General features: G+C 71.5%; 25 protein-coding genes and 2 tRNA genes. 11 read left to right on the forward strand and 16 right to left on the reverse strand.

The window, feature by feature from the left end:
* Window positions 1-103: 103 nt before the first annotated feature.
* From rsrA to Sspor_RS16380, 4 genes are all read right to left on the reverse strand, one after another.
* Window positions 104-409, reverse strand: a complete 306-nt coding sequence (rsrA, locus tag Sspor_RS16365; protein WP_030012982.1) for a mycothiol system anti-sigma-R factor — start codon at window positions 407-409, stop codon at window positions 104-106.
* Window positions 406-1,050, reverse strand: coding sequence for a sigma-70 family RNA polymerase sigma factor (locus tag Sspor_RS16370; RefSeq protein WP_030385954.1), 645 nt, complete (start codon window positions 1,048-1,050; stop codon window positions 406-408). Before Sspor_RS16370 ends, rsrA begins: the two co-directional genes overlap by 4 nt.
* Window positions 1,051-1,337: 287 nt before the next feature.
* Window positions 1,338-1,988 carry an alpha/beta hydrolase family protein gene (locus tag Sspor_RS16375; RefSeq protein ID WP_202199800.1) on the reverse strand — a complete coding sequence of 217 codons (651 nt, stop codon included), beginning with the start codon at window positions 1,986-1,988 and terminating at the stop codon, window positions 1,338-1,340.
* Window positions 1,989-2,007: 19 nt separating this feature from the next.
* Window positions 2,008-2,826, reverse strand: coding sequence for an SOS response-associated peptidase (locus tag Sspor_RS16380; RefSeq protein WP_202199801.1), 819 nt, complete (start codon window positions 2,824-2,826; stop codon window positions 2,008-2,010).
* A gap of 53 nt (window positions 2,827-2,879) precedes the next feature.
* Between Sspor_RS16380 and Sspor_RS16385 the strand changes: the two genes are divergently transcribed.
* The 4 genes from Sspor_RS16385 (at window position 2,880) to Sspor_RS16400 (ending at window position 6,477) form a co-directional block, all read left to right on the forward strand.
* Window positions 2,880-3,593 carry a M50 family metallopeptidase gene (locus Sspor_RS16385; RefSeq protein WP_202199802.1) on the forward strand — a complete coding sequence of 238 codons (714 nt, stop codon included), beginning with the start codon at window positions 2,880-2,882 and terminating at the stop codon, window positions 3,591-3,593.
* A gap of 64 nt (window positions 3,594-3,657) precedes the next feature.
* Window positions 3,658-5,031 carry a 3-phosphoshikimate 1-carboxyvinyltransferase gene (gene aroA, locus Sspor_RS16390; RefSeq protein ID WP_202199803.1) on the forward strand — a complete coding sequence of 458 codons (1,374 nt, stop codon included), beginning with the start codon at window positions 3,658-3,660 and terminating at the stop codon, window positions 5,029-5,031.
* A gap of 8 nt (window positions 5,032-5,039) precedes the next feature.
* Complete coding sequence (rsgA, locus tag Sspor_RS16395) at window positions 5,040-6,050, forward strand: ribosome small subunit-dependent GTPase A (RefSeq protein ID WP_202199804.1); 1,011 nt, start codon at window positions 5,040-5,042, stop codon at window positions 6,048-6,050.
* Between the two features lie 103 nt (window positions 6,051-6,153).
* Window positions 6,154-6,477 carry a DMT family transporter gene (locus tag Sspor_RS16400; protein WP_202199805.1) on the forward strand — a complete coding sequence of 108 codons (324 nt, stop codon included), beginning with the start codon at window positions 6,154-6,156 and terminating at the stop codon, window positions 6,475-6,477.
* Here the strand turns inward: Sspor_RS16400 and Sspor_RS16405 are convergent.
* A complete protein-coding gene (locus Sspor_RS16405) occupies window positions 6,443-6,985 on the reverse strand; it encodes a TetR/AcrR family transcriptional regulator (RefSeq protein WP_202199806.1) in 543 nt (180 codons plus the stop codon). The genes Sspor_RS16400 and Sspor_RS16405 overlap by 35 nt on opposite strands.
* Window positions 6,986-7,110: 125 nt before the next feature.
* Here Sspor_RS16405 and hisN point away from each other — a divergent pair, with 125 nt between their 5' ends.
* Both hisN and Sspor_RS16415 read left to right on the forward strand, forming a co-directional pair.
* Window positions 7,111-7,914, forward strand: coding sequence for a histidinol-phosphatase (hisN, locus tag Sspor_RS16410; RefSeq protein ID WP_202199807.1), 804 nt, complete (start codon window positions 7,111-7,113; stop codon window positions 7,912-7,914).
* Between the two features lie 170 nt (window positions 7,915-8,084).
* The gene (locus tag Sspor_RS16415) at window positions 8,085-8,477 is read left to right on the forward strand and encodes a CBS domain-containing protein (protein ID WP_202199808.1); all 393 of its coding nucleotides are present in this window, start codon (window positions 8,085-8,087) and stop codon (window positions 8,475-8,477) included.
* A gap of 69 nt (window positions 8,478-8,546) precedes the next feature.
* Here Sspor_RS16415 and Sspor_RS16420 read toward each other — a convergent pair whose 3' ends face one another.
* A complete protein-coding gene (locus Sspor_RS16420; protein ID WP_202199809.1) occupies window positions 8,547-10,016 on the reverse strand; it encodes a catalase in 1,470 nt (489 codons plus the stop codon).
* 129 nt (window positions 10,017-10,145) lie between these two features.
* On the opposite strand from Sspor_RS16420, the gene Sspor_RS16425 reads away from it, so the two are divergent.
* The gene (locus Sspor_RS16425) at window positions 10,146-10,562 is read left to right on the forward strand and encodes a Fur family transcriptional regulator (protein ID WP_202199810.1); all 417 of its coding nucleotides are present in this window, start codon (window positions 10,146-10,148) and stop codon (window positions 10,560-10,562) included.
* Window positions 10,563-10,685: 123 nt separating this feature from the next.
* Here the strand turns inward: Sspor_RS16425 and Sspor_RS16430 are convergent.
* Window positions 10,686-10,759, reverse strand: a tRNA-Met gene (locus tag Sspor_RS16430).
* Between the two features lie 47 nt (window positions 10,760-10,806).
* Window positions 10,807-11,421: a TetR/AcrR family transcriptional regulator gene (locus Sspor_RS16435; protein WP_237403886.1), complete on the reverse strand. Its 615-nt coding sequence runs from the start codon at window positions 11,419-11,421 to the stop codon at window positions 10,807-10,809.
* 89 nt (window positions 11,422-11,510) lie between these two features.
* Between Sspor_RS16435 and Sspor_RS16440 the strand changes: the two genes are divergently transcribed.
* On the forward strand, window positions 11,511-12,587 hold the full coding sequence (locus Sspor_RS16440; RefSeq protein ID WP_202199812.1) for an FAD-dependent oxidoreductase: 1,077 nt from the start codon (window positions 11,511-11,513) through the stop codon (window positions 12,585-12,587).
* Window positions 12,588-12,655: 68 nt separating this feature from the next.
* On the opposite strand, the gene Sspor_RS16445 is transcribed toward Sspor_RS16440, so the two are convergent.
* From Sspor_RS16445 to Sspor_RS16455, 3 genes are all read right to left on the reverse strand, one after another.
* The gene (locus Sspor_RS16445) at window positions 12,656-14,518 is read right to left on the reverse strand and encodes a tetratricopeptide repeat protein (RefSeq protein ID WP_372499733.1); all 1,863 of its coding nucleotides are present in this window, start codon (window positions 14,516-14,518) and stop codon (window positions 12,656-12,658) included.
* Between the two features lie 201 nt (window positions 14,519-14,719).
* A tRNA-Met gene (locus tag Sspor_RS16450) sits at window positions 14,720-14,793 on the reverse strand.
* A 49-nt stretch (window positions 14,794-14,842) separates the two neighbouring features.
* Window positions 14,843-17,722, reverse strand: coding sequence for a UPF0182 family membrane protein (locus Sspor_RS16455; RefSeq protein WP_237404328.1), 2,880 nt, complete (start codon window positions 17,720-17,722; stop codon window positions 14,843-14,845).
* A 130-nt stretch (window positions 17,723-17,852) separates the two neighbouring features.
* Between Sspor_RS16455 and Sspor_RS16460 the strand changes: the two genes are divergently transcribed.
* A complete protein-coding gene (locus Sspor_RS16460) occupies window positions 17,853-18,422 on the forward strand; it encodes a PPA1309 family protein (RefSeq protein WP_030385939.1) in 570 nt (189 codons plus the stop codon).
* A 37-nt stretch (window positions 18,423-18,459) separates the two neighbouring features.
* Here the strand turns inward: Sspor_RS16460 and Sspor_RS16465 are convergent, their stop codons facing one another.
* The 4 genes from Sspor_RS16465 to Sspor_RS16480 form a co-directional block, all read right to left on the reverse strand.
* Window positions 18,460-19,545 (reverse strand): YlbL family protein, encoded by a 1,086-nt coding sequence (locus tag Sspor_RS16465; protein ID WP_202199815.1) that lies wholly within the window; start codon window positions 19,543-19,545, stop codon window positions 18,460-18,462.
* Between the two features lie 155 nt (window positions 19,546-19,700).
* Entirely contained in the window at window positions 19,701-19,916 is a 216-nt protein-coding gene (locus tag Sspor_RS16470; RefSeq protein WP_202199816.1) for a hypothetical protein, read from the reverse strand.
* 145 nt (window positions 19,917-20,061) lie between these two features.
* A complete protein-coding gene (locus Sspor_RS16475; protein ID WP_189732663.1) occupies window positions 20,062-20,523 on the reverse strand; it encodes a molybdenum cofactor biosynthesis protein MoaE in 462 nt (153 codons plus the stop codon).
* Between the two features lie 156 nt (window positions 20,524-20,679).
* On the reverse strand, window positions 20,680-21,846 hold the full coding sequence (locus Sspor_RS16480; RefSeq protein ID WP_202199817.1) for an SDR family oxidoreductase: 1,167 nt from the start codon (window positions 21,844-21,846) through the stop codon (window positions 20,680-20,682).
* Between the two features lie 192 nt (window positions 21,847-22,038).
* Here Sspor_RS16480 and Sspor_RS16485 point away from each other — a divergent pair, with 192 nt between their 5' ends.
* Together Sspor_RS16485 and Sspor_RS16490 are read left to right on the forward strand one after the other, a co-directional pair.
* Window positions 22,039-23,421: a zinc-dependent metalloprotease gene (locus Sspor_RS16485; protein WP_202199818.1), complete on the forward strand. Its 1,383-nt coding sequence runs from the start codon at window positions 22,039-22,041 to the stop codon at window positions 23,419-23,421.
* Window positions 23,418-23,948 carry an NUDIX hydrolase gene (locus tag Sspor_RS16490; protein ID WP_202199819.1) on the forward strand — a complete coding sequence of 177 codons (531 nt, stop codon included), beginning with the start codon at window positions 23,418-23,420 and terminating at the stop codon, window positions 23,946-23,948. The genes Sspor_RS16485 and Sspor_RS16490 overlap by 4 nt, the downstream gene beginning before the upstream one ends.
* 68 nt (window positions 23,949-24,016) lie before the next feature.
* On the opposite strand, the gene Sspor_RS16495 is transcribed toward Sspor_RS16490, so the two are convergent.
* Entirely contained in the window at window positions 24,017-24,772 is a 756-nt protein-coding gene (locus Sspor_RS16495) for an AIM24 family protein (protein WP_202199820.1), read from the reverse strand.
* Window positions 24,773-24,785 lie beyond the last annotated feature (13 nt).

A 24,785-nucleotide genomic window follows, 5' to 3' on the forward strand; every position in this document is an offset into this window, starting at 1 on the left:
TTCCGCATTGGGCCATGCGGACGCCCCCGGATTAGCACATTCGGGTGAAGGAAGTGCTCTTCCGGGGGCGGCTGTCGAATCGTCTAACCGGTCACCGCGCGAGTCAGCCGGGAGCGGGATTGTCGGCGGTGACGTCGTGGTCGGGCACCGCCTGACCGGACCTGATCAGTTCGATCCGGCCCATCACCTTCGACCGCAGGTCGGTCGGCACGTCGTCCGATCCGCAGCAGCGCTTCACCAGCTTCTTCACGGCCTGTTCGAGACCGTATTTCTCCAGGCAGGGATTGCACTCGCCGAAGTGCGTCTCGAACTTCGTGCAGTCACTGTCCGGCATCTCCTGGTCGAGAAACTCGTACAGGTGATCCAGGACCTCAGAGCACTCTGTCTCGTGCGGCTCTCCGCAGCTCATGAGCCCGAGCCTTTCCGGTCGTTCGACTCTCCCGCGCCCGCGGGAACCAGCCCGCGCTCACGGGCGTAGTCCTCCAGCATTCCGCGGAGTTGACGGCGGCCACGGTGCAGTCGCGACATGACCGTACCGATGGGTGTACCCATGATGTCCGCGATCTCCTTGTACGCAAAGCCCTCTACGTCGGCAAGGTAGACCGCGATGCGGAACTCTTCCGGAATGGCCTGCAGGGCTTCCTTCACGTCCGAATCCGGCAGGTGGTCGAGCGCCTGCGACTCGGCGGAACGCAGTCCGGTCGACATGTGCGACTCGGCGCGCGCCAGCTGCCAGTCCTCGATCTCCTCCGCGGCGCTGCGCTGCGGCTCACGCTGCTTCTTGCGGTAGGAGTTGATGAAGGTGTTGGTCAGGATGCGGTACAGCCACGCCTTCAGGTTGGTGCCCTCGCGGAACTGGTGGAAGGACGCGTACGCCTTCGCGTACGTCTCCTGGACCAGGTCCTCGGCGTCGGCCGGATTGCGCGTCATGCGCAGCGCGGCCGAGTACATCTGGTCGAGGTAGCCGAGGGCGTCCCGTTCGAAGCGCGCGTTGCGCTCCAGGGTCGTCTCCTCCGCGTGGCCTTCGTCGGTCCCAGCGACAGGACCCACCTCCTCCGACAGCGTGGCGGCTCCGAAAGCGGATCCGCTCGAATCGGAGAATAGTCGACCTTCCCGGCCCTCCGCCGCCCGAAGCGAGCTGCGCTTGGGCGCCGGCAGCACGGTCCAGTCCAGGTCAGCGGCCTGCCGACGGTTCTGGCTGATGACCTGGGTCATGCGCTCCCTCTCCTCCGACGAGTTCCCGTACGTTCCGACATCCGAGACAACAGAAGGGGCGGGCGGCGCATTCCCGGGCACCCGGGGGGTTTCGGCTTTCGCCGGGACGCGGGCGGCCGGCCTCACACGGGGAGCCGCCCGAGCCACTCCCCCACCGCTTCGGTGATCGTCAGGAGCGCGTCCTCCTGGGTGGTGTCCGCCTTCTTCGGCACCGCGAAGCCGTGATCGGCGAACGCCACCTCCACGAGCTCGTACGGGTCCTGCGCGCCCGGCGGCGGGAACTCCTCGGGCCGTCCGAAGGGGTCCCGGCCGCCCTGGACCACGAGGGCCGGGCGGCCGGCCCCGGTGAGCTCCGCGGCGCGGGACTTCTCCGGCCTGCCCGGCGGGTGCAGCGGGAAGGCCAGCGCCAGCACCCCGGCGGCCCCCAGCTCGGCGGCGGTCCGGCAGGCCACCCGGGCCCCGGCGCTGCGGCCGCCCGCGACCACCGGGAGCCCGGACTCCGCGAGCGCCGGCCACAGCCCGCGCCAGCCCTCGTCCAGCACCTTGGGCGCGGCGGCGACCTTCTTCCCGGCGACCCGCCAGGGCTGTTCGACCAGGGCCACCGTGATGCCGCGGGCGGGCAGCGCCGCGGCCAGCGCCTGGAGGTCCCGGGCCTCGATGCCGCCGCCGGCGCCATGGCTCACGGCGAGCACGAGCGCGGGCTCCGGCGCCCGGTGCCAGGTGATGCGGGCCTCGCCCGCCGGGGTGTCGACACTCTCGGTACGCGTGGTCATGCGTCCCATCCTGCCCGGGTCAGAAGAGGGTGCCCTCCTCCGGCGCGGCGAGCTCCGTCAGCAGCTCAGGGCCGTTGTTGCGCACGCTGCTCACGGCGGTCGACACCGGGTAGGCCCGCATCAGCCCGCCGGGCGGCGGGGCGAGCAGCTCCCGCAGCGAGCCCTCGGTGTCGGTGTTCGCCGGGTCCAGCCAGGCGTCCCAGCGGTCCGGGGGCAGCATCAGCGGCATCCGCGGGTGGATGTCGGCGAGGGAGCGCGGCCCCTCGGCGGGGGCCACGCCCAGGGGGCCGGTCTCGGCCTCCGTGGTGATCACCGAGCAGGTGACCCACCAGGAGAGCGGGTGCGCGTCGGGCAGGGTCCGGTCGCGCCAGAACTCGTATATCCCGGCCATGGCGAAGACGGAGCCGTCGGAGGGGAGCACGAAGTAGGGCTGCTTGCGGGCCCGCTTCTTCTTGCCCTCGACCTCCAGCTGCCGCTCGTCGTGGGCGGTGACCCACTCGTAGTAGCCGTCGGCGGGGACGATGCAGCGGCGCTGCGCGAAGGGCCGGCGGAAGGACGGCTTCTCGTGCAGGGTCTCCGACCGGGCGTTGATCATCCGGGCGGCGCCGTCGGGGTTCTGGGCCCAGGAGGGGACCAGCCCCCATTTCAGGACGCGCAGCTGGCGAACCGGACGCGGGTGCGAGGCGTCTTTGAGGGGACGGTCGAGGACCACGTGGACCTCTTTCGTCGGCGCCACGTTGAAGTCGGGGGCCAGGGCCTCCTCCGGCTCCCATTTCTCGATGCCGAAGGCCTCCACGAGGTCCTCGGGCCTGCGACCCGCCGCATACCGTCCGCACATGGCTGCCACACTGCCATGTCACCCGTACACCACCGCAAGGAGTCCGCCACCTTATGGACAGCAGCACGACGGCCGGTCTGTGGGACCGGCTCACGGGCATACAGACCCCGCCCGACCTGTGGCTGGTGATCGTGACGGGGCTGGTCGCGCTGGCCGCGGTGGGGCCCCGCCCGCTGTGGCGGCTCTCGCGCAACGCCGTCACCATCGCGCACGAGGGCGGGCACGGGCTGCTGGCACTGCTGACCGGGCGGCGCCTGAGCGGGATACGGCTGCACTCCGACACCAGCGGGGTCACCGTCAGCCGGGGCAAGCCGACGGGCCTGGGGATGATCCTGACCGCGGCGGGCGGGTACACGGCGCCCTCGCTGCTCGGGCTGGGCGGGGCGGCACTGCTGTCCGCGCACCGGATCACGCTGCTGCTGTGGGCGGCCACCGCCCTGCTGCTGGCGATGCTGGTGATGATCCGGAACGCGTACGGGGCGCTGACGGTGATCCTGACCGGCGGAACCTTCCTGCTGGTGTCCTGGCTGGCCCCGGCGGGGGTGCAGGCCGGTTTCGCGTACCTGGTGGTGTGGTTCCTGCTGTTCGGCGGGGTCCGTCCGGTCTTCGAGCTGGGGTCCAAGCGCCGGGGCGGCGGGGCACCCGATTCCGACGCCGACCAACTCGGTCGGCTCACGCACCTGCACCCGGTGGTGTGGCTGCTCTTCTTCCATGTCGTCGCGCTGTGCTCGCTGATCGGCGGGGCCCGCTGGCTGCTCGCCCTGTGACCGCTCCCTGAGACGGGGCCGGGATCAAGATCTGGGGTCGGGGGAAGCCACTAAAGTGGGGGCCATGACCGAGACCCCCGCGCTCCCTGCCCTCTGGCCCGCTCCGCTCGCCGATGGGACCGTCCACGCCACCGTCACGGTGCCGGGATCCAAATCGGTCACCAACCGGGCCCTCGTGCTGGCCGCGCTCGCCTCCGAGCCCGGCTGGGTCCGCCGCCCGCTGCGCTCGCGCGACTCCCAGCTGATGTCCGACGCACTGCGCGCGATGGGCGTCGGCATCGAGGAGACCGTCTCGTCCAGCTCCGCCGGTGACGGCTCGGGCGGCGAGGCCTGGCGGATCATCCCGGCGGCCCTGCACGGCCCGACGACGGTGGACGTCGGCAACGCGGGCACCGTGATGCGCTTCCTGCCGCCCGTCGCCACCCTCGCCGACGGCGACATCCGCTTCGACGGCGACCCGCGCTCCTACGAGCGTCCGCTCGGCCAGGTCATCAGCGCCCTGCGCACCCTCGGTGCCCGCATCGACGACGACGGCCGGGGCGCGCTGCCCATGACCGTCATGGGCGGCGGGGCCCTGGAGGGCGGCACGGTCGAGATCGACGCCAGCAACTCCTCGCAGTTCGTCTCCGCGCTGCTGCTCTCCGCCCCGCGCTTCAACCAGGGCGTCGAGGTCCGGCACGTGGGCGGCAACCTGCCGTCGATGCCGCACATCCGGATGACCGTGGAGATGCTGCGCGCGGCGGGTGCCCAGGTCGACACCCCCGAGGCCGGCGGCGAGAAGGACGTGTGGCGGGTCACCCCCGGCGCGCTGCTGGGCCGCGACATGGTCGTCGAGCCGGACCTCTCCAACGCCCAGCCCTTCCTGGCGGCGGCCCTGATCACCGGCGGCACGGTCACCGTCCCGGACTGGCCGCGCCGCACCACGCAGCCCGGTGACGCGCTGCGCCGGATCTTCACCGAGATGGGCGGCTCCTGCGAGCTGACCGACGCGGGCCTGGTCTTCACCGGCTCCGGCAAGATCCACGGCATCGACGTGGACCTGAGCGAGGTCGGCGAGCTCACCCCGGGCATCGCGGCGGTGGCGGCCCTGGCCGACTCCGAGTCGGTGCTGCGCGGTGTCGCACACCTGCGGCTGCACGAGACGGACCGGCTGGCCGCGCTGACCAAGGAGATCAACGCGCTCGGCGGCGATGTCACCGAGACCGCCGACGGCCTGCGCATCCGGCCGCGCCGGATGCACGGCGGGGTGTTCCACACGTACGACGACCACCGGATGGCCACCGCGGGCGCGGTGATCGGCCTGGCGGTGGAGGGCGTACAGATCGAGAACGTGGCGACGACCGCGAAGACCCTGCCGGACTTCCCGCAGATGTGGACGGACATGCTCGCCGGGGGCGCCGAGGGCTCCGGGGCAGCCGGAGCGGGTGCGGGAGCGTAGGGCACGTCATGCGCAGGTACGGCAAGCACACCGACGAGGACGACATCCGCCAGCGCCCGAACCCCAAGGGCAACCGGCCGCGGACCAGCATCCGCCCCAAGCACGAGGACGCGGCCGAGGGCTTCGTCCTCACCGTGGACCGCGGCCGGCTGACCTGCCTGGTCGAGGGCCGTTCCGTGCACGCGATGAAGGCCCGCGAGCTGGGCCGCAAGGCGGCGGTGGTCGGTGACCGGGTCTGGATCGTCGGTGACCTGACCGGCAAGAAGGACACCCTGGCCCGCATCGTGCGGATCGAGGAGCGCAAGTCGGTCCTGCGGCGCACCGCCGACGACGACGACCCGTACGAGCGGGTGGTGGTCGCCAACGCCGACCAGCTGGCCATCGTCACGGCCCTGGCCGACCCGGAGCCGCGGCCCCGGATGATCGACCGCTGTCTCGTGGCGGCGTACGACGCCGGGCTGGAGCCGCTGCTGGTGCTCACCAAGTCGGATCTGACCTCCGCGGACAAGATCCTGGAGATCTACTCGACCTTCGGCCTGAACTACGTGGTCACCAACCGCGAGGAGCTCGCGACGGGCGACGCCGCCGACCGGGTGCGCGAACGGCTGACCGGCCGGATCACCGCCTTCGTCGGGCACTCGGGCGTCGGCAAGACCACCTTGGTGAACTCGCTGGTCGCCGAGGGGCGCCAGCGCGCCACCGGGCACGTCAACGCGGTGACCGGCCGCGGCCGGCACACCACCACCTCGGCGCTCGCGCTGCCGCTGCCGAGCGGCGACGGCTGGGTCATCGACACCCCGGGCGTGCGTTCCTTCGGCCTGCACCACGTGGACCCCTCCCGGGTGATCCTCGCCTTCCCGGACCTGGTGCCGGGCACCGAGGAGTGCCCGCGCGCGTGCAGCCACGACGAGCAGGACTGCGCGCTCGACAAGTGGGTGGAGGACGGCCACGCGGACCCGGCGCGGCTGTACTCGCTGCGCCGGCTGCTGGAGACGCGCGAGCGGCGCGAGGGCGACTGACCGTCCGGGGGAGGTTCGGCCGCGTTTGTCGGGGGCCCTGTCTGGATAAATGCATAATCGCACCGAGTGACGTGATGTCACGTGACGCGGGGAGGCATTCGACATGGCGTGGCTGCTGGTCGTGGTCGCGGGACTCCTGGAGACCGGTTTCGCGGTCTGCCTCAAGCTCTCCCACGGATTCACCCGCCTGTGGCCGACCGTCGCCTTCGCCTGCTTCGCCCTCGGCAGCTTCGGTCTGCTGACGATGGCGCTCAAGAAGCTGGACGTGGGGCCGGCGTACGCGGTGTGGACGGGCATCGGTGCCGCCGGGACGGCGATCTACGGGATGGTCTTCCTCGGCGACCTGGTCTCCACCCTCAAGCTCGTCTCGATCTCGCTGGTCATCCTGGGCGTCATCGGGCTCCAGCTGTCCGGGTCGGCACACTGAGCAGCCGGCGCAGCTCGCCCGCTCCCGGCTCCTCCCCCGGGGCGATCACGTAGGAGAGGGCGAGGCGTACGGCGAGTTCGCAGCGCTGCGGGCCCTCCCCCGGCGTCAGCGCGGCGGCCGCCCGGTCCCGGACGGCCCGGGCCAGCTCGCCGGGCCCGGGCGCCCGGCGGCCCGCCGCGGGCAGGCCCGCGTCCCAGCTGCCGGTGAGCAGGGCCCGTACGAGGGGCTGCGCGCGGGCCGCCCGTACGGTCCACTCCGCGACGGCGGCGAGCCGCTCGGCGGCCTGGGCCGGGGCGGACAGGGCCCGGTCGACGCCTTCGAGGTAGCGGTCGGCCTCGCGGCGGACCAGGGCGCGGCCGAGGCCCGCCTTGCCGCCGAACTCGTTGTAGAGGGTCTGCCGGGACACCCCGGCGGCGGCGGCCACGTCGACCATCCGTACGTCCGGCCAGGGGCGCGCCGAGAGCGCCGCTCCCGCCGCTTCGAGCAAGGACTCCCGGGCTGCCGGCATCCGCGCCTCCCCGTTCGGCTCTCTCCGGCCAGAGTTGACGGGTCGCCAGATCCTGTCAAGGGCGCACGGGGGCCGCACCGTGGACGTCGCTGGCCGGGCCGGGGCAGTCTCGATACTGTTCGGGCATGCCCGAGTATGACGATGACCTGCGCCTTGCCCTCGAACTCGCCGACGCGGCGGACGCCGTGACGACGGAGCGGTTCCGCGCTCTCGACCTGAAGGTCGAGACGAAGCCGGACATGACCCCGGTCAGCGAGGCGGACAAGGCGGCCGAGGAGATCATCCGGGCGGGCATCACGGCCGCACGGCCGGACGACGCCATCCTGGGCGAGGAGTACGGGCTCAAGGGCAGCGGTCCGCGCCGCTGGGTGGTGGACCCGATCGACGGCACGAAGAACTACGTGCGCGGGGTCCCCGTCTGGGCGACGCTGATCTCCCTGATGACCCAGGACCCCGACGGCGAGTTCCGTCCGGTGGTCGGCGTGGTGTCCGCGCCGGCGCTGGGCCGCCGCTGGTGGGCGACCAGGGGCGGGGGCGCGTACGCGGGCGGCGCGCTCGGCGCGACGAGCGCCATCGGCGTGTCCAAGGTGGGCGGGCTGGGCGACGCCTCGTTCGCGTACTCCTCGCTGAGCGGCTGGGAGGAGCAGGGCCGGCTGCCCGGGTTCCTGGACCTGACCCGGGCGTGCTGGCGGACCCGCGGCTACGGGGACTTCTGGCCGTACATGATGGTCGCGGAGGGCTCGCTCGACCTGTGCGCCGAGCCGGAGCTCAACCTCTGGGACATGGCGGCCATCGCGGTCGTGGTCCAGGAGGCGGGCGGTCGTTTCACCAGCCTCGACGGCGTGGACGGGGTGCACGGCGGGAACGCCGCGGCGTCCAACGGACTGCTCCACGAGGAGATGCTGGGTCTGCTGCGCCCGCGCGCCTGACGGTCCCGCGCGCCGCTGACACTCCGTCGCGCGCCTTCTTGTCGGCCCTGCGGGTCCATGGGAATCTGGTACTCCCCACGCTTGTGCGCTTGTGAACCGTTTCTCTTGAGGCGGCTCCGCGGGCGCACCCACCCAGGCGGGGGGACTCACCCCAGGAGGTGGCTCTCTTCATGCTCGTCCGTGACGCCATGAGCACCGTGATCCTCACCCTCGGACCCGCACACACCCTCCGGCAGGCGGCCTGCCTGATGTCCGGCCGGCGCGTCGGCGCGGCCGTCGTCCTCGACCCCGACCACAGCGGAATCGGCATCCTGACCGAGCGCGACATCCTCAACTCGATCGGCGCGGGACACGACCCGGACCGGGAGTCCGTGGGCGCGCACACCACCAACAACGTCGTGTTCTGCACCCCGGACGCCACCGTGCAGGAAGCCGCCGAGGCCATGGCCCACGGCGGCTTCCGGCACCTGATCGTGCTGGAGCACGGAGGACCCGTCGGCATCGTGTCCGTGCGCGACGTGATCCGCTGCTGGGTCCCGGCGCGGCGCACGGTCCCCGCGTGAGACGACGCCGGGCCGCAGTCCTCCGAGGAGGGCTGCGGCCCGGCGTCCTGTGACGGCAAGCGCTCCGTGTCAGCCGCGGAGGGCCTGGACCGCGGCTTCGAGCCGCTTGCCGAAGTCACCGTCCGCCTGACGGAAGTTGTTGATCGCCCGCTCGACGATGTCGTCACGGGAGACCTTGGCGATGAAGCCGGACAGGTTCTCGATCAGACGGGACTTCTCGTCCTCCGAGTACAGGCGGTAGAGGTTGCCCGCCTGGACGAAGTCGTCGTCCTCGCTGTGGACGGCGGCGGCGTGGTTGCCCGTGCCGCCGGTCACGTCGATGGGCTGCCACAGCGGGCGGTCCGTCTGGTGCGGGCCGCCGAAGCTGTTCGGCTCGTAGTTCTTCGCGCCCTTGTGGCGGCCGTCGTACAGGTAGCCGTCACGGGAGTTGGTGCGCGCCTCGGTGGCGTGCGGGCGGTTCACCGGCAGGTGGTCGGCGTTGATGCCGACGCGGTAGCGGTGGGCGTCGCCGTAGCCGAAGAGGCGGCCCTGGAGCATCTTGTCCGGGGAGGGGCCGATGCCGGGGACGAAGTGCGCCGGGGAGAAGATCGACTGCTCGACCTCGGCGAAGACGTTCTCCGGGTTCCGGTTGAGCTCCAGCTTGCCGATCTCGATCAGCGGGTAGTCCGCGTGCGGCCACACCTTGGTGAGGTCGAACGGGTTGAAGCGGTACCCGGACGCCTCGGCCGCGGGCATGATCTGGACCTGCACGGTCCAGGACGGGAAGTCGCCGCGCTCGATGGACTCGCGCAGGTCGCGCTGGTGCGAGTCGGGGTCCTCACCGGCGAGGGCGTTGGCCTCGGCCTGGGTGAGGTTCTTGATGCCCTGGTCGGTCTTGAAGTGGTACTTGACCCAGAAGACCTCGCCCGCCTCGTTGTTCCACTGGAACGTGTGCGAGCCGAAGCCGTTCATGTGGCGGTAGGACGCCGGGATGCCGCGGTCACCGAACAGCCAGGTCACCTGGTGGGTCGACTCGGGCGACAGACCCCAGAAGTCCCAGACGTTGTCCGCCTCCTGCGAGCCCGTGTACGGGTCGCGCTTCTGGGTGTGGATGAAGTCGGGGAACTTGATGGCGTCCTTGATGAAGAACACCGGGGTGTTGTTGCCGACGAGGTCGTAGTTGCCCTCTTCGGTGTAGAACTTCAGCGCCCAGCCGCGGGGGTCACGGACCGCGTCGGCGCTGCCGAGGTTGCCCGCGACGGTGGAGAAGCGCAGGAAGGTCTCGGTCTCCTTGCCGACCTCGGACAGGAACTTGGCCCGGGTCCACTGGGAGACGTCGCGGGTCAGCGTGAAGGTGCCGTACGCACCGGCGCCGCGGGCGTGCACCACACGCTCCGGGATGCGCTCGCGGTTGAAGTGCGCGAGCTTCTCCAGCAGCAGCTGGTCCTGGACCAGAACGGGGCCGCCGACGCCGGCGGTCTCGCTGTTCTGGTTGTCGGCGACCGGCGCTCCGGCCTCCGTGGTGAGCGGTCCCTGCGTCACGTGCGCCTCCTGCGTCATTCCCTGCGTCCTGTCCTTGGCGTGTGCCGTAACCGATCCTACGATGGACTTTGTCTAAGTCAAGTAAGCATCCAAGTCCGCACCGGTTCGGGAGTTACACCGAGTCCCCTCGCTGTTAGGCTGGTGTCCATGAGTGACCTGCTGGATCGACTTCGCGGACGCGGCTGGCGCATGACGGCGCAGCGGCGTGTCGTGGCCGAGGTGCTCGACGGTGACCACGTGCACCTGACGGCCGACGAGGTGCACGCGCTCGCGGTGGCCAAGCTGCCCGAGATCTCGCGCGCGACCGTCTACAACACCCTGGGCGAGCTCGTCACCCTCGGCGAGGTACTGGAGGTCTCCACGGACCGCCGCGCCAAGCGGTACGACCCGAACGCCCACCGGCCCCACCAGCACCTGGTGTGCGCCCGGTGCGGCGCGATCCGCGACGTGCACCCGGCGGGCAACCCGCTCGCCGACCTGCCGGACACCGAACGCTTCGGCTTCACCGTCTCGGCGGTGGAGGTGACCTACCGCGGCGTCTGCCCGAGCTGCGCGGCCGCCTGAGCACACGCACGTAGGGCCCGGACCCCTCTCGGGGGTCCGGGCCCTACGCGTGCGCGTTCGCCTTCTTGCAGACGGAAACGACTCAGGGCCCGGATCCAATGGATCCGGGCCCTGAGTCTTCAGTAGCGGGGACAGGATTTGAACCTGCGACCTCTGGGTTATGAGCCCAGCGAGCTACCGAGCTGCTCCACCCCGCGTCGGTAAACCCAACGTTACGTGAAGGCCCGCGGCAGATGCAAATCGGTTAACCGGCCAGCCCCCGGTGCAGGAGCGCGGTCAGCGTCTCCACCACCTCGTCGTCGTCGAGCCCGGCCCCGCCGGTCAGGGCCGCGTACCCCAGCATCGAGATCATCGCGCCCACCGCCGCGGCGACCAGCTCGGGGTCCCCGGGCAGCTCATGACCCTGTTCGCGCATGTATGCGAGGTGCTCGCGCAGCGGCGCGGTGTCCCCGACGAGACGACCCCAGGCCTGCCCGGAGCCGGGCGGTTCGGCCATGGACTTCTGGAAGAGGGCGACCACGACGGGCAGATGGTCCCGGAAGGCGCCCCAGGCGACCGCCACATGCGTCCGCAGCTGCGCCCGGTCGGCGAGGTCGTGCTCGCGGGGGTGGTCGTGGGCGCCGACCTCCAGGTCCACCTGGGCCTCCATGTCGGCGAGCAGCGCGTCCAGCAGCTCGTCCTTGCCCGCGAAGTGCTCGTAGAAGGACCCGGTGGACCGACCGGCGGCCTTGGTGATGTCGGTGATCTTCGTCTGGGCGTAGCCGCGCTCCAGGAAGAGCGCCCGCGCCGCCTCCTTGAGCGCCGCCTCCGTGCCGGCCGCCCGCTCCTTGCGCACTCCCACCGCGATCCCCGCTCCCACTTGACGCCGCCTTCTCGGCCTCATCATACTGAACCGAGTTTCACCGAATCGAGATTCAGTGAATGAATATTCAGCGAAAGGGGCCGGGTATGCGTGTGTCAGTCATCGGGGGCGGAGTCGCCGGAGCGGCGAGCGCGATCGCCCTGCGCCGGGCGACCGGCGCGGAGGTCACGATCCACGAGGCGTACGAGGATCCGGCCGGGCAGGTGGGCTCGTACCTCAGCCTCGCCGTCAACGGGCTGCGGGGGCTGGACTCGCTGGGCTGCCTCGCCGAGGTCCAGGCCGCCGGGTTCCCGGTCGCCCTGCAAAGGATGTGGTCCTCCTCGGGCAAGCTCCTCGGGGAGGTGCCGCGCGGCCGGCTCGCCTCGGACGACCTGCACAGCACGACGCTGCTGCGCGGGCGGCTGGTCGAGGTGCTGCGCGCCGAGGCGGCTTCGGCCGGGGCCCGGATCGAGACGGGGCGGCGGGTGGCCCCGGCGGACCTGGACGCGGACCTGGTGGTGGCGGCCGACGGCATCTGGTCCGCCACCCGCTCGGCACTGGACCCGGCGGCGCCACAGGTGCAGTACGCCGGGCTCTACTGCGTGTCGGGGGTCTCCGAAGGCGTGGACCTCACGCGCGGCACCTACCACTTCGTCTTCGGCCGGCGGGGAGCCTTCCTCTGCGTCCCGGCGGCGGACGGCACGGTCTGGTGGTCGGCCCAGGTGCCCGCCCCGGAGCCCCCGGACCCGGCGGAGGTCACCCGGGCCCGACTGGCGGAGCTGTACGCCAAGGAGGAGCTGCCGCTGTCCGTGATCCGGGCGGCCACCCGCGTCGACCGCCCGATGCCGATGCACCGGCTGGCCGACGTGCCCGTCTGGCACGACGGACGCACCGTCCTGATCGGCGACGCGGCCCACCCGGTCGGGGCCGGGCAGGGCGCGTCGATGGCGATCGAGGACGCGGTGACCCTGGCCCGGTGCGTGGCATCGGTTCCGGGCGTGGACCGGGCCCTGGCCGAGTACACCCGGCTGCGCCGCCCGCGGGTGGACCGGATGACCCGGTCCGCGGCGACGAACCGCGACGCGAAGACCCCCGGCACGGTGCGGCGCCGGGTCAACGACCTGCTGATGCCGATCGCCTTCCGGCACGTCTACGCCCGCTCCACCTCCTGGCTCTACCGCTGAGAGCCGGGGACGGGCCGGAACCAGGCCGTTTCCTCCGGATCATGCCGCGGCCGGCATGATCCGGAGGATTAGGCCGAGAGTTCCTCTGCCAGGGCCTCGCGGAGCCGGGCGGCGCGCTGCGAGACCTCGGCCGGGCCCAGCTCCATGGCGCGCACGCACCACTTCTGGCCCTCCGCGAGGTCCCCGTGGCGGGCCGCCAGCAGGCCCAGGCGCAGGGCGGCCCGGCCGTGGCCCGCCACCGCCGCGCGGGTCCACCACAGGGCGGCCTCCGGCTCGTTCCCCTCGCGGGCCAGCAGCAGCCCGAGGTTGAAGGCGCCGTTGCGGGAGCCGGCCTCGGCCGCCTCCCGGTACCAGCGCGCGGCGACCGCCAGGTCACCGCGGGCGGCGGCCAGCATGCCGACCCGCACCTGAGCCCGGCGGTGCCCCAGCTCGGCGGCCCGCTCGTACCACTCCTCGCTCTCGGTGCGCGGGGCGCCGCCCACGGGCTCGCCCAGGGCCACCGGCTCCGGCGGCGGGGCCAGCGACTCCAGCAGCGCGGCCAGGCGGAACGCCGCCTCCGCGCTGCCGCCGCCCGCGGCGCAGCGCAGGTGCCGTTCGGCCGCCCGGTCCTCGCCGTCCCGCACCAGCGCGATGCCGACCTGCAGCGCCGCGTCGGTGTGACCGGCCGACGCGGCCCGCTCGTACCACTTCAGCGCCGTCCGGTCCTCGTCGCGGCTGGCGAAGAGGATCCCGAGGTTGAAGGCGGCGTCGACGCTGCCCGCCTCGGCCGCCTTGGAGAACCACGGCTCCGCGCCCGCCGCGTCCCCGACCTGCAGCAGCATGATCGCGAGCGCGTTGGCCGCCTCGCGGTGCCCGGCGTAGGCGGCCCGCCGGTACCACTGCTCGGCCTGCGCGGTCCGGTCCTGTGCGACGCACAGCAGAGCAAGGTTGTACGCCCCGTTTTGGTCGCCGGCGTCCATGGCGGTCCGGTACCAGCGCTCCGCGGTCTGGGTCTCGCCGCGTGCGGCGTGCAGCGCGCCCAGCGCGTTGGCGGCGTTGCCGTCGCCGTCCTGCGCCGCCCGGTGCCACCACACGGCGGCGCTCTCCTCGTCGCCGGCGTCGCGCAGCAGGAAGCCGAGCGCGCACGCCGCCCGCGCCTCCCCCTGCTTGGCGGAGGTCAGGTACCAGCGCCCGGCCTCCTTGAGCTCGCCGCGTGCCTCCAGCAGGGCGCCCAGGTGCAGCGCGGCACGGCGGTGCCCACGCGCGGCCGCCTGCCGGTACCACTGCTCGGCCTCGGTGGGGTCGCCCTTGCGCAGGTGCCTCGCGAGCCGGTACGCGGCTTCGCGGTGCCCCTGTTCGGCGGCGGCGCGGAACCAGCGCTCGACGCCCTTGTCCCCGCGGTGTTCCAGCAGGTCGGCCAGCCCGTACGCGCCCAGCGCATGGCCGGACTCGGCCGCCTGCCGCATCCAGTACTCGGCGGCGGGCTCGTCCCCCCGCTCACGGAAGTAGCGGCCCAGGGCGTGCGCGGCGGGCGCGGATCCGGCGACGGCGGCGACCCGCCACCAGCCGGCCGCGTCCTCGGGGTAGCCCCGCTGGTGGAGCAGCACTCCGAGGTTGTTCGCGGCGGCGCGGTCCCCTTCGCCGGTCGCACCCCGCAGGTACGGTTCGGCGCCGTCGAGGTCGCCGCGGCGCAGCAGCAGCGCACCGAGCACGCTCATGGCCCCGGGGTCGCCCTTGTCGGCGGCCACCCGGTGCCGGGCTTCGAGCTCGGCGTCGCTCGCCGTGTCGGTCTCGGCGAACATCTCCTCCGCGCTGTGCTTGTCCAAGAACTCCGCATCGGTCAGTGCGGTCTGCGCGTCGACGACCGGAGCCGCCCCCTCGGCCTCTGTGTCCGTCCCGGACTCCGCCCTCACAAACCGCCCTGTCTCCAGCAGAGTTGACCTGTCCCCCATAAATCCCATCGTCGCATCACCTGCTACCCGCGTACACCTGGTATGTCGCAGCCAGTGAGGTCACTACAGCGTTTTGTCGACATGCCCACAGTGAGGTAAGTCAAACACGCTCCACCCACAAGTCACCCTCCCCGGCTACCGCGTGTCCGTCCCGGACATGACGAAGGCCCGGATCCCATGGATCCGGGCCTTCATCTTCAGTAGCGGGGACAGGATTTGAACCTGCGACCTCTGGGTTATGAGCCCAGCGAGCTACCGAGCTGCTCCACCCCGCGTCGGTGAAACCACAGTATCACGACGCGGGGTGGAACCATTACCCATTGATCACTGGCCCGCCGGGGTGGGCGGTGCCTGCTTCGCCTCGGCCGCGATCGCCCGCTCCAGCGCGGCCTTGATCTCGTCCTGGGCCTTGCCGAAGGCCGCCCAGTCGCCGGCCTGACGGGCCTTCTCGGCGTCCTCGATGGCCTTCTGCGCGTCACCGAGGGCCGCCTTGACCGTGGGGTCCTGGGCCTTCGGCGGCGTGACCGTACCGTCGCCCGGAGGCTGGACCGGCGGCACCGGAACGGTCGGCGCCTCCGCCCCGAAGACCACGTTCAGCGCCTTCTCCAGCGTGTCCTCGAAGGCCGTCTGGTTGCCGTAGGTCACGAGCACCTTGCGCAGCAGCGGGTACTTCAGGCCGGAGCTGCGGACGTAGACCGGCTCCACGTAGAGCATCCCGCCGTCGAGCGGCACCGCGAGCAGGTTGCCGTACTCGATCTCCGAGTCACCACCGCGCAGCAGGCGGATGGACTCGGCGATCTTCGGTTCCGACTGGAACTTGCTCTGCACCTGACCGGGGCCGTCCGGCGGCTTGCTGGTCGGCATCTTCAGAATGCGGATCTTGCCGTACTCCGGGGTGCCCGGATCGGCGTTGACCGCCATGAAGGCACTCAGGTTGGGCCGCTCGTTCGGCGTGAACGTCGTGGTGAGCGAGAAGACCTGGTCCTTCTCCTTCTGGCCCGGCATCTTCATCGAGAGGTAGTACGGCGGAACCGCCGTACCGGCCTTGGTCGTCGGGTCGTCCGGGACCGCCCACGCCTCACTGCCGCTGAGGAAGGTCTGCGGGTCGGTGACGTGGTACCGGGTCAGCAGCTCGCGCTGGACCTTGAAGAGGTCCTGCGGGTAGCGCAGGTGGTCCATCAGCGGCTTGGAGATGTCGGCCTTGGGCTTCACCGTCCCCGGGAACGCCTTCATCCAGGTCTTCAGGACCGGGTCCGCGGTGTCCCACTGGTACAGGTCGACCGAGCCGTCGTACGCGTCGACGGTGGCCTTCACCGAGTTCCGGATGTAGTTGACCTGGTTCTCCTGGGCGACCACCGCGCGCTGGCTGTTGGTCAGCGAGTCCGCGGTGCTCTGGCCCAGCGTGGTGCGCGAGGCGTACGGGTAGCCGTTGGTGGTCGTGTACGCGTCGACGATCCACTTGATCCGGCCGTCGATCACGGCCGGGTAGGGCGCGCCGTCGATGGTCAGCCACGGTGCGACAGCCTCGACGCGCTGCTTGGGCGTGCGGTTGTAGAGGATCCGCGAGCCGTCACCGATGGCGCCCGAGTAGAGGATCTGCGGCTCGTTGAAGGCGAGCGCGTAGGCGGCCCGGTTGACCGGGTTGTCGAGATTGACGCCGGAGTCGCCCTTGTAGCTCGTCTCCTTCTCGCCCTTGTCGTCCGAGTAGTCGAGCTCCTTCTGCGGCCCGCCGACGATCGAGTACTGCTTCGTCTGCTCGCCGTAGTAGATGCGCTGCTCGAAGTCCGTGCCGAACACACCCTTGGAGGGCAGGTCGGACTGGGTGAAGTCGGGAGCGCCCTCCTTCACGGTGGTGCCCTTGGCGGCGACCACGCCGTAGCCGTGCGTGTACTTGAAGTGGTCGTTGATCCAGTTGTTCTTCGGGATGCCGCCGATGTTCAGCTCGCGCAGCCCGATGACCGTGTCCTGGCCGCTGTACCGGTCCACGGCGAGCGTGGACGGGAAGGCGTAGTAGCCCTTGACCTGCTGGAGCTGCTGGAAGGCCGGCGAGACGATGTTCGGGTCCAGGATGCGGATGCTGGCCGTGGTGTCGGCCTGCGGGCGCAGCTTGGTCCGGTCCTCGGTCTGCGGGACGCCCGGATAGTCCTTGACCTCGGAGCCCGCGATGCCGTAGGCGTCGCGCGTGGCCTTGATGTTCTTCTGGACGTACGGGGATTCCTTGGCCTGCTCGTTCGGCTGGACCTGGAACTTCTGCACGATCGCCGGGTAGAGCCCGCCGATCAGGATCGCCGACAGCACCATCAGGCCGAAGCCGATGACCGGGAGCTGCCAGGTGCGGCGCCACAGCGTCGCGAAAAACAGCACGGCGCAGATCGCGGCGATCGCGACGAGGATCGTCTTCGCCGGCAGGTAGGCGTTGGCGTCGACGTAGCGCAGGCCCGTCCAGTTGTCGGCGGCCTTGAAGTCGCTGGACTTCACGGCGAGGCCGTACCGGTCGAGCCAGTAGGCGACCGCCTTGAGCGTGACGAAGAGGCCGAGCAGCACCGACAGGTGCCCGGTGGCGGCGGCGGTGGCCCGCGCACCCGGGCTGGTCACGCGCAGTCCGCCGTACAGGTAGTGCACGACGGCCGCGGCGATCACCGACAGCACGACGGCGGCGAAGCCGAAGCCGAGCAGGAAGCGGTACCAGGGCAGGTCGAAGGTGTAGAAGGACACGTCCATGTGGAACTGGGGGTCCTTCGTGCCGAAGGTCACCCCGTTCACGTACATGAGCCAGGTCTTCCACTGGCCGGCCGCCGAGGCGCCCGCGATCAGGCCGACGAGCACGGCGATGCCCAGGAGCAGCCACTTCTTGTACGGGGCGATGCTCATCCGGTAGCGGTCGAGGCTCTGCTGCTCCATCGTCATCGCGCTGAGCGGCGGCCGCAGCCGGTGTGCGAGCCAGATGTTCAGCCCCACCGCACCGGCCATCAGCAGACCGAAGACGGCGAACAGGCCGATCTTGGTCCACAGGGTGGTGGTGAAGACGGTGGAGTACTTCACGGAGCGGAACCAGAGCCAGTCAGTCCAGAAGCCCGCGAACATGATGAAGAGCATGGCCAGGACGGCCAGCACGCCCAGGGTCATCAGGAGAGTTCGGGCCCGCCGGGAGGGGCGGCCGACTCTCATCCGTGGCCCCGAAGGGCCTCCGCCGCGGTCCGGCATCTGGAAAGCCAAGGTGCGCACCTCGAAAGTCGCTGAGTCTGGTAATGAACGGGCCCCCGATCGTAGAGCCCACTCATGCAACTTACTGAGGCTTTGGTCAGTTCCCGGTAATCGATGGAAAGGAGGCAGGATGTTGCCCATGTCCAACCTTTCTCCTTCCCCCGGCACCCCCATGGCGGCCAGTCCGCTGACCCGTGCCTGCCTTGAGATCGACGAGTACGCGGCCGGCCTCGGCTGGGACAAGCCCGCACGGCTCTTCGCGCTCGTCGACACCGCGCGGCTCAAGAAGCAGGAGCCGCGGCTGGCGAGCCAGCTCGGTCTCGACCAGGACGACGCCGGCAAGTCCTCCCTCACCCCCATCGAGCAGGACGAGGTCCCGAAGGGGACCCCGCTCGACAAGTTCCTCGGCACCATCGCCTGGCCCGACGCCGTCGTCGGCTGCGCGCTGACGGTGGAGCGCCTGATGCTGCCGCCGTCCGCGGAGGCGTCCGTACCGGAGGGGCTGAACGACAAGCAGCTGTCGAAGTGGGTCGCCGGGCACCCGGAGCGGCAGGAGGTCCGCCTCACCGTGGCCGTGCTGCGCGACGGCTCGCGCGAGTCGGCCGTACGGCTGCGCGAGAAGGACTCCTCGACGGAGGTCCTCACCGGTGCGGGCCTGGTGCCCGGTCTGGCGGAGGCCCTGGCGGCGACCTTCTCGTAGCGCCTGTCCGTCGGGGGGACGGGGTGGCCGGGCCGGTCTAGCCGGTGCAGCTCGGCAGCCCGGCCTTGTCCCCCTTGCTGATCTTCTCCAGTGCCTTCGTGGCGTCGTCGATGGTGGAGACCTTGACCAGGGTCAGCCCGTCGGGCACGTGGGAGGCCGCGGAGGCGCAGTTCTCGGCGGGCGTCAGGAAGTACTCGGCGCCGGCCTTGCGGGCCCCGATGGTCTTCATCTGGATGCCGCCGATGGGGCCGACCTTGCCCGTGTCGTCGATGGTGCCGGTGCCCGCGACGAACTTCCCGCCGGTCAGGTCCTCCGGGGTGAGCTTGTCGACGATGCCGAGGGCGAACATCAGCCCGGCGCTCGGGCCGCCGACGTCGGCGAGCTTGATGTCGATGGTGAACGGGAAGGTGTGGTCGGTGCCCGCCCGGATGCCGACGATGGCGTGACCGTCGCCCTCCGCCTTGCCCGCGTTGATCGTCACCTTCGAGGTGGCGGGGGCCGCGGCACCGGCCTTCGCCGCCTCGGTCGCCTCCTTGGCGGGCACGATGGTGAACTCCACCGGCTCGCCCGGCTTGTGCAGGGTGACGAGCTTGGCCACGTCCTCGGGCGCGTTGACGGCGGCACCGTCCACGGACTTGATCACGTCACCTGCGTGCAGCCGGCCCTCGGCGGGGCTGCCCTTGACCACGGTGGAGACGATCACCCGGGCGGTGACCGGGATGCCGAGCTGCTTCAGGGCCGCCACCTTGGCGCTCTGCTGCGACTGGCTGAACTCCTCGGCGTTCTCCTGGGTGGACTCCGCCTCGGTCTTCCCGTTCGGGTAGAGGTTCTCGTGCGGGACGACGATGTTGTCTCCGGCCAGCCAGCCGTAGACCGCTTCCACCAGGCTCATGTCGTAGTCCGCGCCGGTGACCCGGACCGTGGTCATGTTGAGGTGACCGCTGGTCGGGTACGTCTTGCGCCCCGCGATGCTGAGGACGGGCGCGCCGTGCGAGTCCCCGAGCGTGTTCACGGTCGGGCCGGGGCTCATCTCGGAGTACGGGACCTTGATGAACACCCCTGCGCAGAGCAGCGCGAACAGCACCAGGGTGGAAGCGAGCATCGTCGCGGTGCGGCGTGGCATGGATCCGACAGTACGGGACGGCCCTGGCGGGCGGCCCTCGGGGCCGGTCCGTACGGGGTCCGTACGCGAAACTCTCAGCGGAATCTCACCGACCGCGGCGGACCGGAGCGGGACGGACGCGGAGCGTCAGACGACTCCGGCTGCTTCGCACGGCTTCAGACGCCGTCGGAGGCGGAGTGGGCGGCGGGGGAGGAATGTGCGTCGGCCTTCACCCTGGCCTGATCGGCATGGGCCATGGCTTCCCGGAAGCGCGCATAGCCCGCGAGCTCGGATATGTCACCCTGTGTGCGGTCGCGTGCCGCCCAGCTGCCCCATATCGCCGCGCCGATCGCGGCGAACAGCGGAATCAGCAACCACGCCAAAGACGCCATGGGCGTGCCTCCCTACCCCGAAGTACGTTTCGTTGGTGGCTTCAACGCTCGTGCCCGTGGGGGGGTTACGCAAATCGAGGGCGTGTTGCGCGGCCGAACGGGTGCGAGGCTACCGCCTTCCGGGTGGCGCTCCGTGACCGGGGGTTCAGCAGGCCCCGACCCACTCCTCCGTGCCGTCGCTGAACGTCTGGTGCTTCCAGATGGGGACCTCGTGCTTGAGGTCGTCGATCAGCATCCGGGCGGCCTCGAAGGCCTCGCCGCGGTGCGGGCAGGACACGGCGACGACGACGGCCAGGTCGCCCACGGCCAGGTCGCCGACGCGGTGCACGGCCGCCAGGGCGCGGACCGGGAACTTGGCCACCACGCGCTCGGCGACGCGGCGCATCTCGGCCTCGGCGGTCGGATGGCAGGAGTAGCCGAGCGAGTCGACGTCCGCCCCGCCGTCGTGGTTGCGCACCGTGCCGACGAAGAGCGTGGTACCGCCCGACGCGTCGTCGCCGACGGCCTGGAAGACCTCGTCGATCGACAGGGCGGTCTCGCGGATCTGGAGCAGCCGGATCGGGTCCGAAGCGGCCTGCTCACCGGGGTGGTCGAAGTGCGGTGCCATGCCCTCATCGTGCCTCAGCCGCTGACGGGGCGAAATAGCAGATTCGCCCGGGGCGCGGGCGCGGCCTTGGGAGCCTCCTACAGGGCGGGTCCCCGGCGGACCCCGCCGGACCGCGCGCAGGCGTGGTCCGCGCGGCCGGACGGCGCCGCGGAGCCGTCAGATCCCGCGCCGCTTGCGCGCCAGCCGGACCGCCGCGGCCGCGCCCAGCAGGGCCACCGTCGCGCCGGCCGCACCGGCGGCCGTGGCGGCGTCCCTGCGGCCCAGCCGGCGGCCCGCGACCGTGTGGCGGCCCGAGACCTCCTGGAGGAGCTCGGCGAGCACCTCCTCGTTGGTCCAGCGCGGCCGCCAGCCCGCCGCGTGCAACCCGCTGACGCTCACCACCCAGGGGTGCATCGTGTAGGCGAGGTCCCCGGCCGGGGACGGGGTCAGGCCGATCCGGTGCAGCCGGGCCGCCGCGCCCAGTGCGACCGCGGACGGGAGCTCCATGCGGCGGATCCCGCTCAGCTCCTCGACCTCCTCCTGCTCCAGCCACCCCTCGCATCCCACGGCCAGCTCGCCCTCGACCTTCTCCAGGGCCGCGTACTCCAGGGCGCTGACCAGGTCGTCGACGTGGCAGAACTGCCAGGTGGGGCGGGAGCCCGCCACCACGAGCAGCCGCGGGGACTCGAAGTACCGGGTCAGGGCGGTGTCCGTACCGCCGACCAGGACGGCCGGGCGGATCACGGTGACGTTCAGCCCGGGGTGCGCGCGGGGGGCGCGGCGGCCGAGGCGCTCGATCTCCAGCAGGTCGCCGACGCCGGTCGCCTCGGCGGTGGCCCGCAGCTCGGAGTCCTCGGACAGCGGGATGTCGTTGTCCGGCAGGGCCCCGTAGACCATCGCCGAGGTGCAGAGCACGACCCGGTGCACGCCGGCCGCGGCGGCCGCCGTGAGGACGGTCTGGGTACCGCGTACGTTGTACGCCGTACGGGCGGCGGGGTCGGTCTCCAGGTCGAGGTCCAGCGCGAGGTGGACCACGACGTCCGCGCCGCGCAGCTTCTCGGCGATCGCGGGGTCCCGTACGTCGAGGATGTGCCACTGCGCGCTCGCGCAGTCCCCGCGCCGTTCGTCGATGGCGACGACCTGCTTGACCTCGTCGGAGGCCGCCAGGCGGCTCACCAGGGCCGCGCCGACTCCCGAGGCGGCGCCGGTCACGGCGATCACCGGGCTGCGCCGGCGGATTCCCTCCGGGTTTCGCGGCTGGCGAACGCCGGGGGCGCCGTCACCGTGGTCGGAGCTGTTCTCGTCGTCGGGCATCGCGCGAAACTGCGGATCTGGGGAACTCACCGGGCGTCTCCAGCGGTTGTCTTCAGTAGGGACGCGCAGTGACGCGTACCCACCAGGTGATGTCCATCCTGCCGCAGCCCAGGAGTCGGCGGAGCACCGAGCCCACATGCGGCCGCGGTGTCTACGCTGGGTGGTGTTGTCGGACCATTGCCCGTCGGCTCCCGCCGGCGGCCCTACGAGCCGAGGAAACCCGTGAGCGACACCCCATTCGGATTCGGCCTTCCGCCGGAGGAGCCGGAGAACGGCGACGATGGCAAGAAGAAGGGCGGTCAGGGCGGCCCGGCGAATCCCTTCGGGTTCCCCGGCATGGGTCTGCCGGGCGGGGCGGGCGCTCCCGGAGCGGACAACCCGTTCGCCGCGATGTTCGGTGCGATGAACCCGAACGACCTGGGTGCGGCCTTCCAGCAGCTCGGCCAGATGCTGAGCTACGAGGGCGGTCCCGTGAACTGGGACATGGCCAAGGACATCGCCCGCCAGACCGTCGCGCAGGGCACCGCGGACGGCGTGAAGGACACGAGCGTCGGTGTGGCCGAGAGGTCCGCCGTCGAGGAGGCCGTGCGCCTCGCCGACCACTGGCTGGACGGTGTGACCTCGCTGCCCTCGGGTGCCACCACGGCCGTGGCCTGGAGCCGCGCCGAGTGGGTCGAGGCGACCCTCCCGGTGTGGAAGGAGCTCGTGGACCCGGTCGCGGAGCGGGTCGGGGCGGCCATGGGCGGCGTGCTGCCCGAGGAGATGCAGGCCATGGCGGGCCCGCTGCTGGGCATGATGCGCTCCATGGGCGGCGCCATGTTCGGCCAGCAGATCGGCCAGGCCGTCGGCACCCTCGCGGGCGAGGTCGTCGGCTCCACGGACATCGGCCTGCCGCTGGGCCCGGCCGGGAAGGCCGCGCTGCTGCCGCTGAACATCGAGGGCTTCGGCAAGGACCTGGGCGTGCCCTCGGACGAGGTGCGGCTCTACCTGGCCCTGCGCGAGGCGGCCCACGCCCGGCTCTTCGCCCACGTGCCGTGGCTGCGCTCGCACCTGTTCGGCGCGGTCGAGGGCTACGCCCGCGGCATCAAGGTCGACACCTCGAAGCTGGAGGACGTGGTCGGCCAGCTCGACCCGTCCAACCCGGAGCAGCTGCAGGAAGCGCTCCAGGGCGGCATGTTCCAGCCCCAGGACACGCCCGAGCAGAAGGCCGCCCTGGCCCGCCTGGAGACGGCGCTCGCGCTGGTCGAGGGCTGGGTCGACGCGGTGGTGCACGAGGCCGCCAAGCCCCGGCTGACCTCGGCGGACGCGATGCGCGAGACCATGCGCCGGCGGCGCGCCTCGGGCGGCCCGGCGGAGCAGACGTTCGCGACGCTGATCGGTCTGGAGCTGCGGGACGCCTCTCGGCTGTGGGCCTCGCTCACGGACGCGCGCGGGGTGGACGGCCGCGACGGCCTCTGGGAGCACCCGGACATGTTGCCGACCGCCTCCGACCTGGACGACCCGGACGGCTTCGTGCACCGCGAGCAGCTGGACTTCTCCGAGATCGACAAGATGCTCGGCGAGGCCGCCGAGAAGCGCGAGCAGGACGGCGACGAGAAGAAGTGAGCCTGCACGAAGACGCGGTCCTCGTCCTGAAGGCGTACGAGGACCAGACGGAGCTGCGCGACCTCTACCTGGAGCACCTGGCGGCCCACCCGGACGGGGTCTACAAGCCCTGCACGGCCGGGCACGTCACGGGCAGCGCGCTGGTGATCGACCCGGCGCGCGGGCGCGTGCTGCTGACCCTGCACAAGAAGCTCGGCATGTGGCTCCAGATGGGCGGCCACTGCGAGCCCGGTGACCGGACCCTCGCCGACGTGGCGCTGCGCGAGGCCGGTGAGGAGTCGGGGATCGCGTCGGGGCTGACCCTGCTCGACGGCGGCCCGGTGCGCCTGGACCGGCATCCGATCCCGGCTCCGTGCAACTGGCACCTGGACGTGCAGTACGCGGCGCTCGCGCCGGCCGGTGCGGTGGCGGAGATCAGCGAGGAGTCGCTGGACCTGCGCTGGTTCCCGTACGAGGAGGTGGCGGCGGTGGCCGACACGTCCGTCGTACGGCTGCTGGAGGCGACCTTGGCCCGGCTCGGCGGCTGAGGCCGCCGACGCGGATGCGGCGAAGGGGCGGTCCCGTGCGGGGCCGCCCCTTCGCCGTGCCGGAACCGTCAGTTCCAGGCGTTGTTCTGGTTCTGCGCGTGGGAGCCGTGCTGGCCCATGCCGAACTGGGCGGCGACGCCCTGGCCGAGCTGGGCGTTCTGCGGCGGCAGCACCTCGCTGGGCTGCACCAGCGCGAAGCCGGTGCCGAGGAAGCTCAGCTCCCATCCCTCGCCGGTGTTGCCGCGCCGCCGCCACACTCCGCTGGAGTGCGTCTGGGCCTGCATCTGGACCCGCAGCGAGGTGGACCAGGCCACGATCGCGTCCGCGTCGGCATTGACGTACTTGTCGGGCGTGACCTGCATCATCAGCGGCTGCCCGGAGGTCATCAGCGCGACCTTGCCGCGGCCGGAGATGTTGAGCTGGTACTTGCCCGAGCCGGAGATCCCGTACTGGCTGTCCACCGCGATGACCTCGGTGTGCAGCGTGGAGTCCAGGGCCAGCACGTAGCTGCTGTCGACCGTGAGGCCGTCCTGGTCCACGTCCACGACGTGGACGTACTGGGCCAGGTTGGCCAGGTAGACCGTGCCCTGGCCGGAGCAGCGCATGAGGTCCAGGCCCTCGCCGGTGCGGCGGCGGGCGTTGCGCTGGCTCGTGGTCTGGTACTCGCCGTCGAAGTCGATGAGTCCCTGGTAGGCGACCATGGCGCCCTTGCGGGCGAGTACGTCGTCGGAGCCCGTCAGCGAGACCCGCAGCAGCTGCGGGTTCTGGATGGCGTACCGCTCCTGGGACTGCGCCTCGGCGTGGGCGAAAAGTGCGCTCTGCATGATGTGTCCGCTC

It is taken from the genome of Streptomyces spororaveus (assembly GCF_016755875.1).
GTDB lineage: Bacteria > Actinomycetota > Actinomycetes > Streptomycetales > Streptomycetaceae > Streptomyces > Streptomyces spororaveus.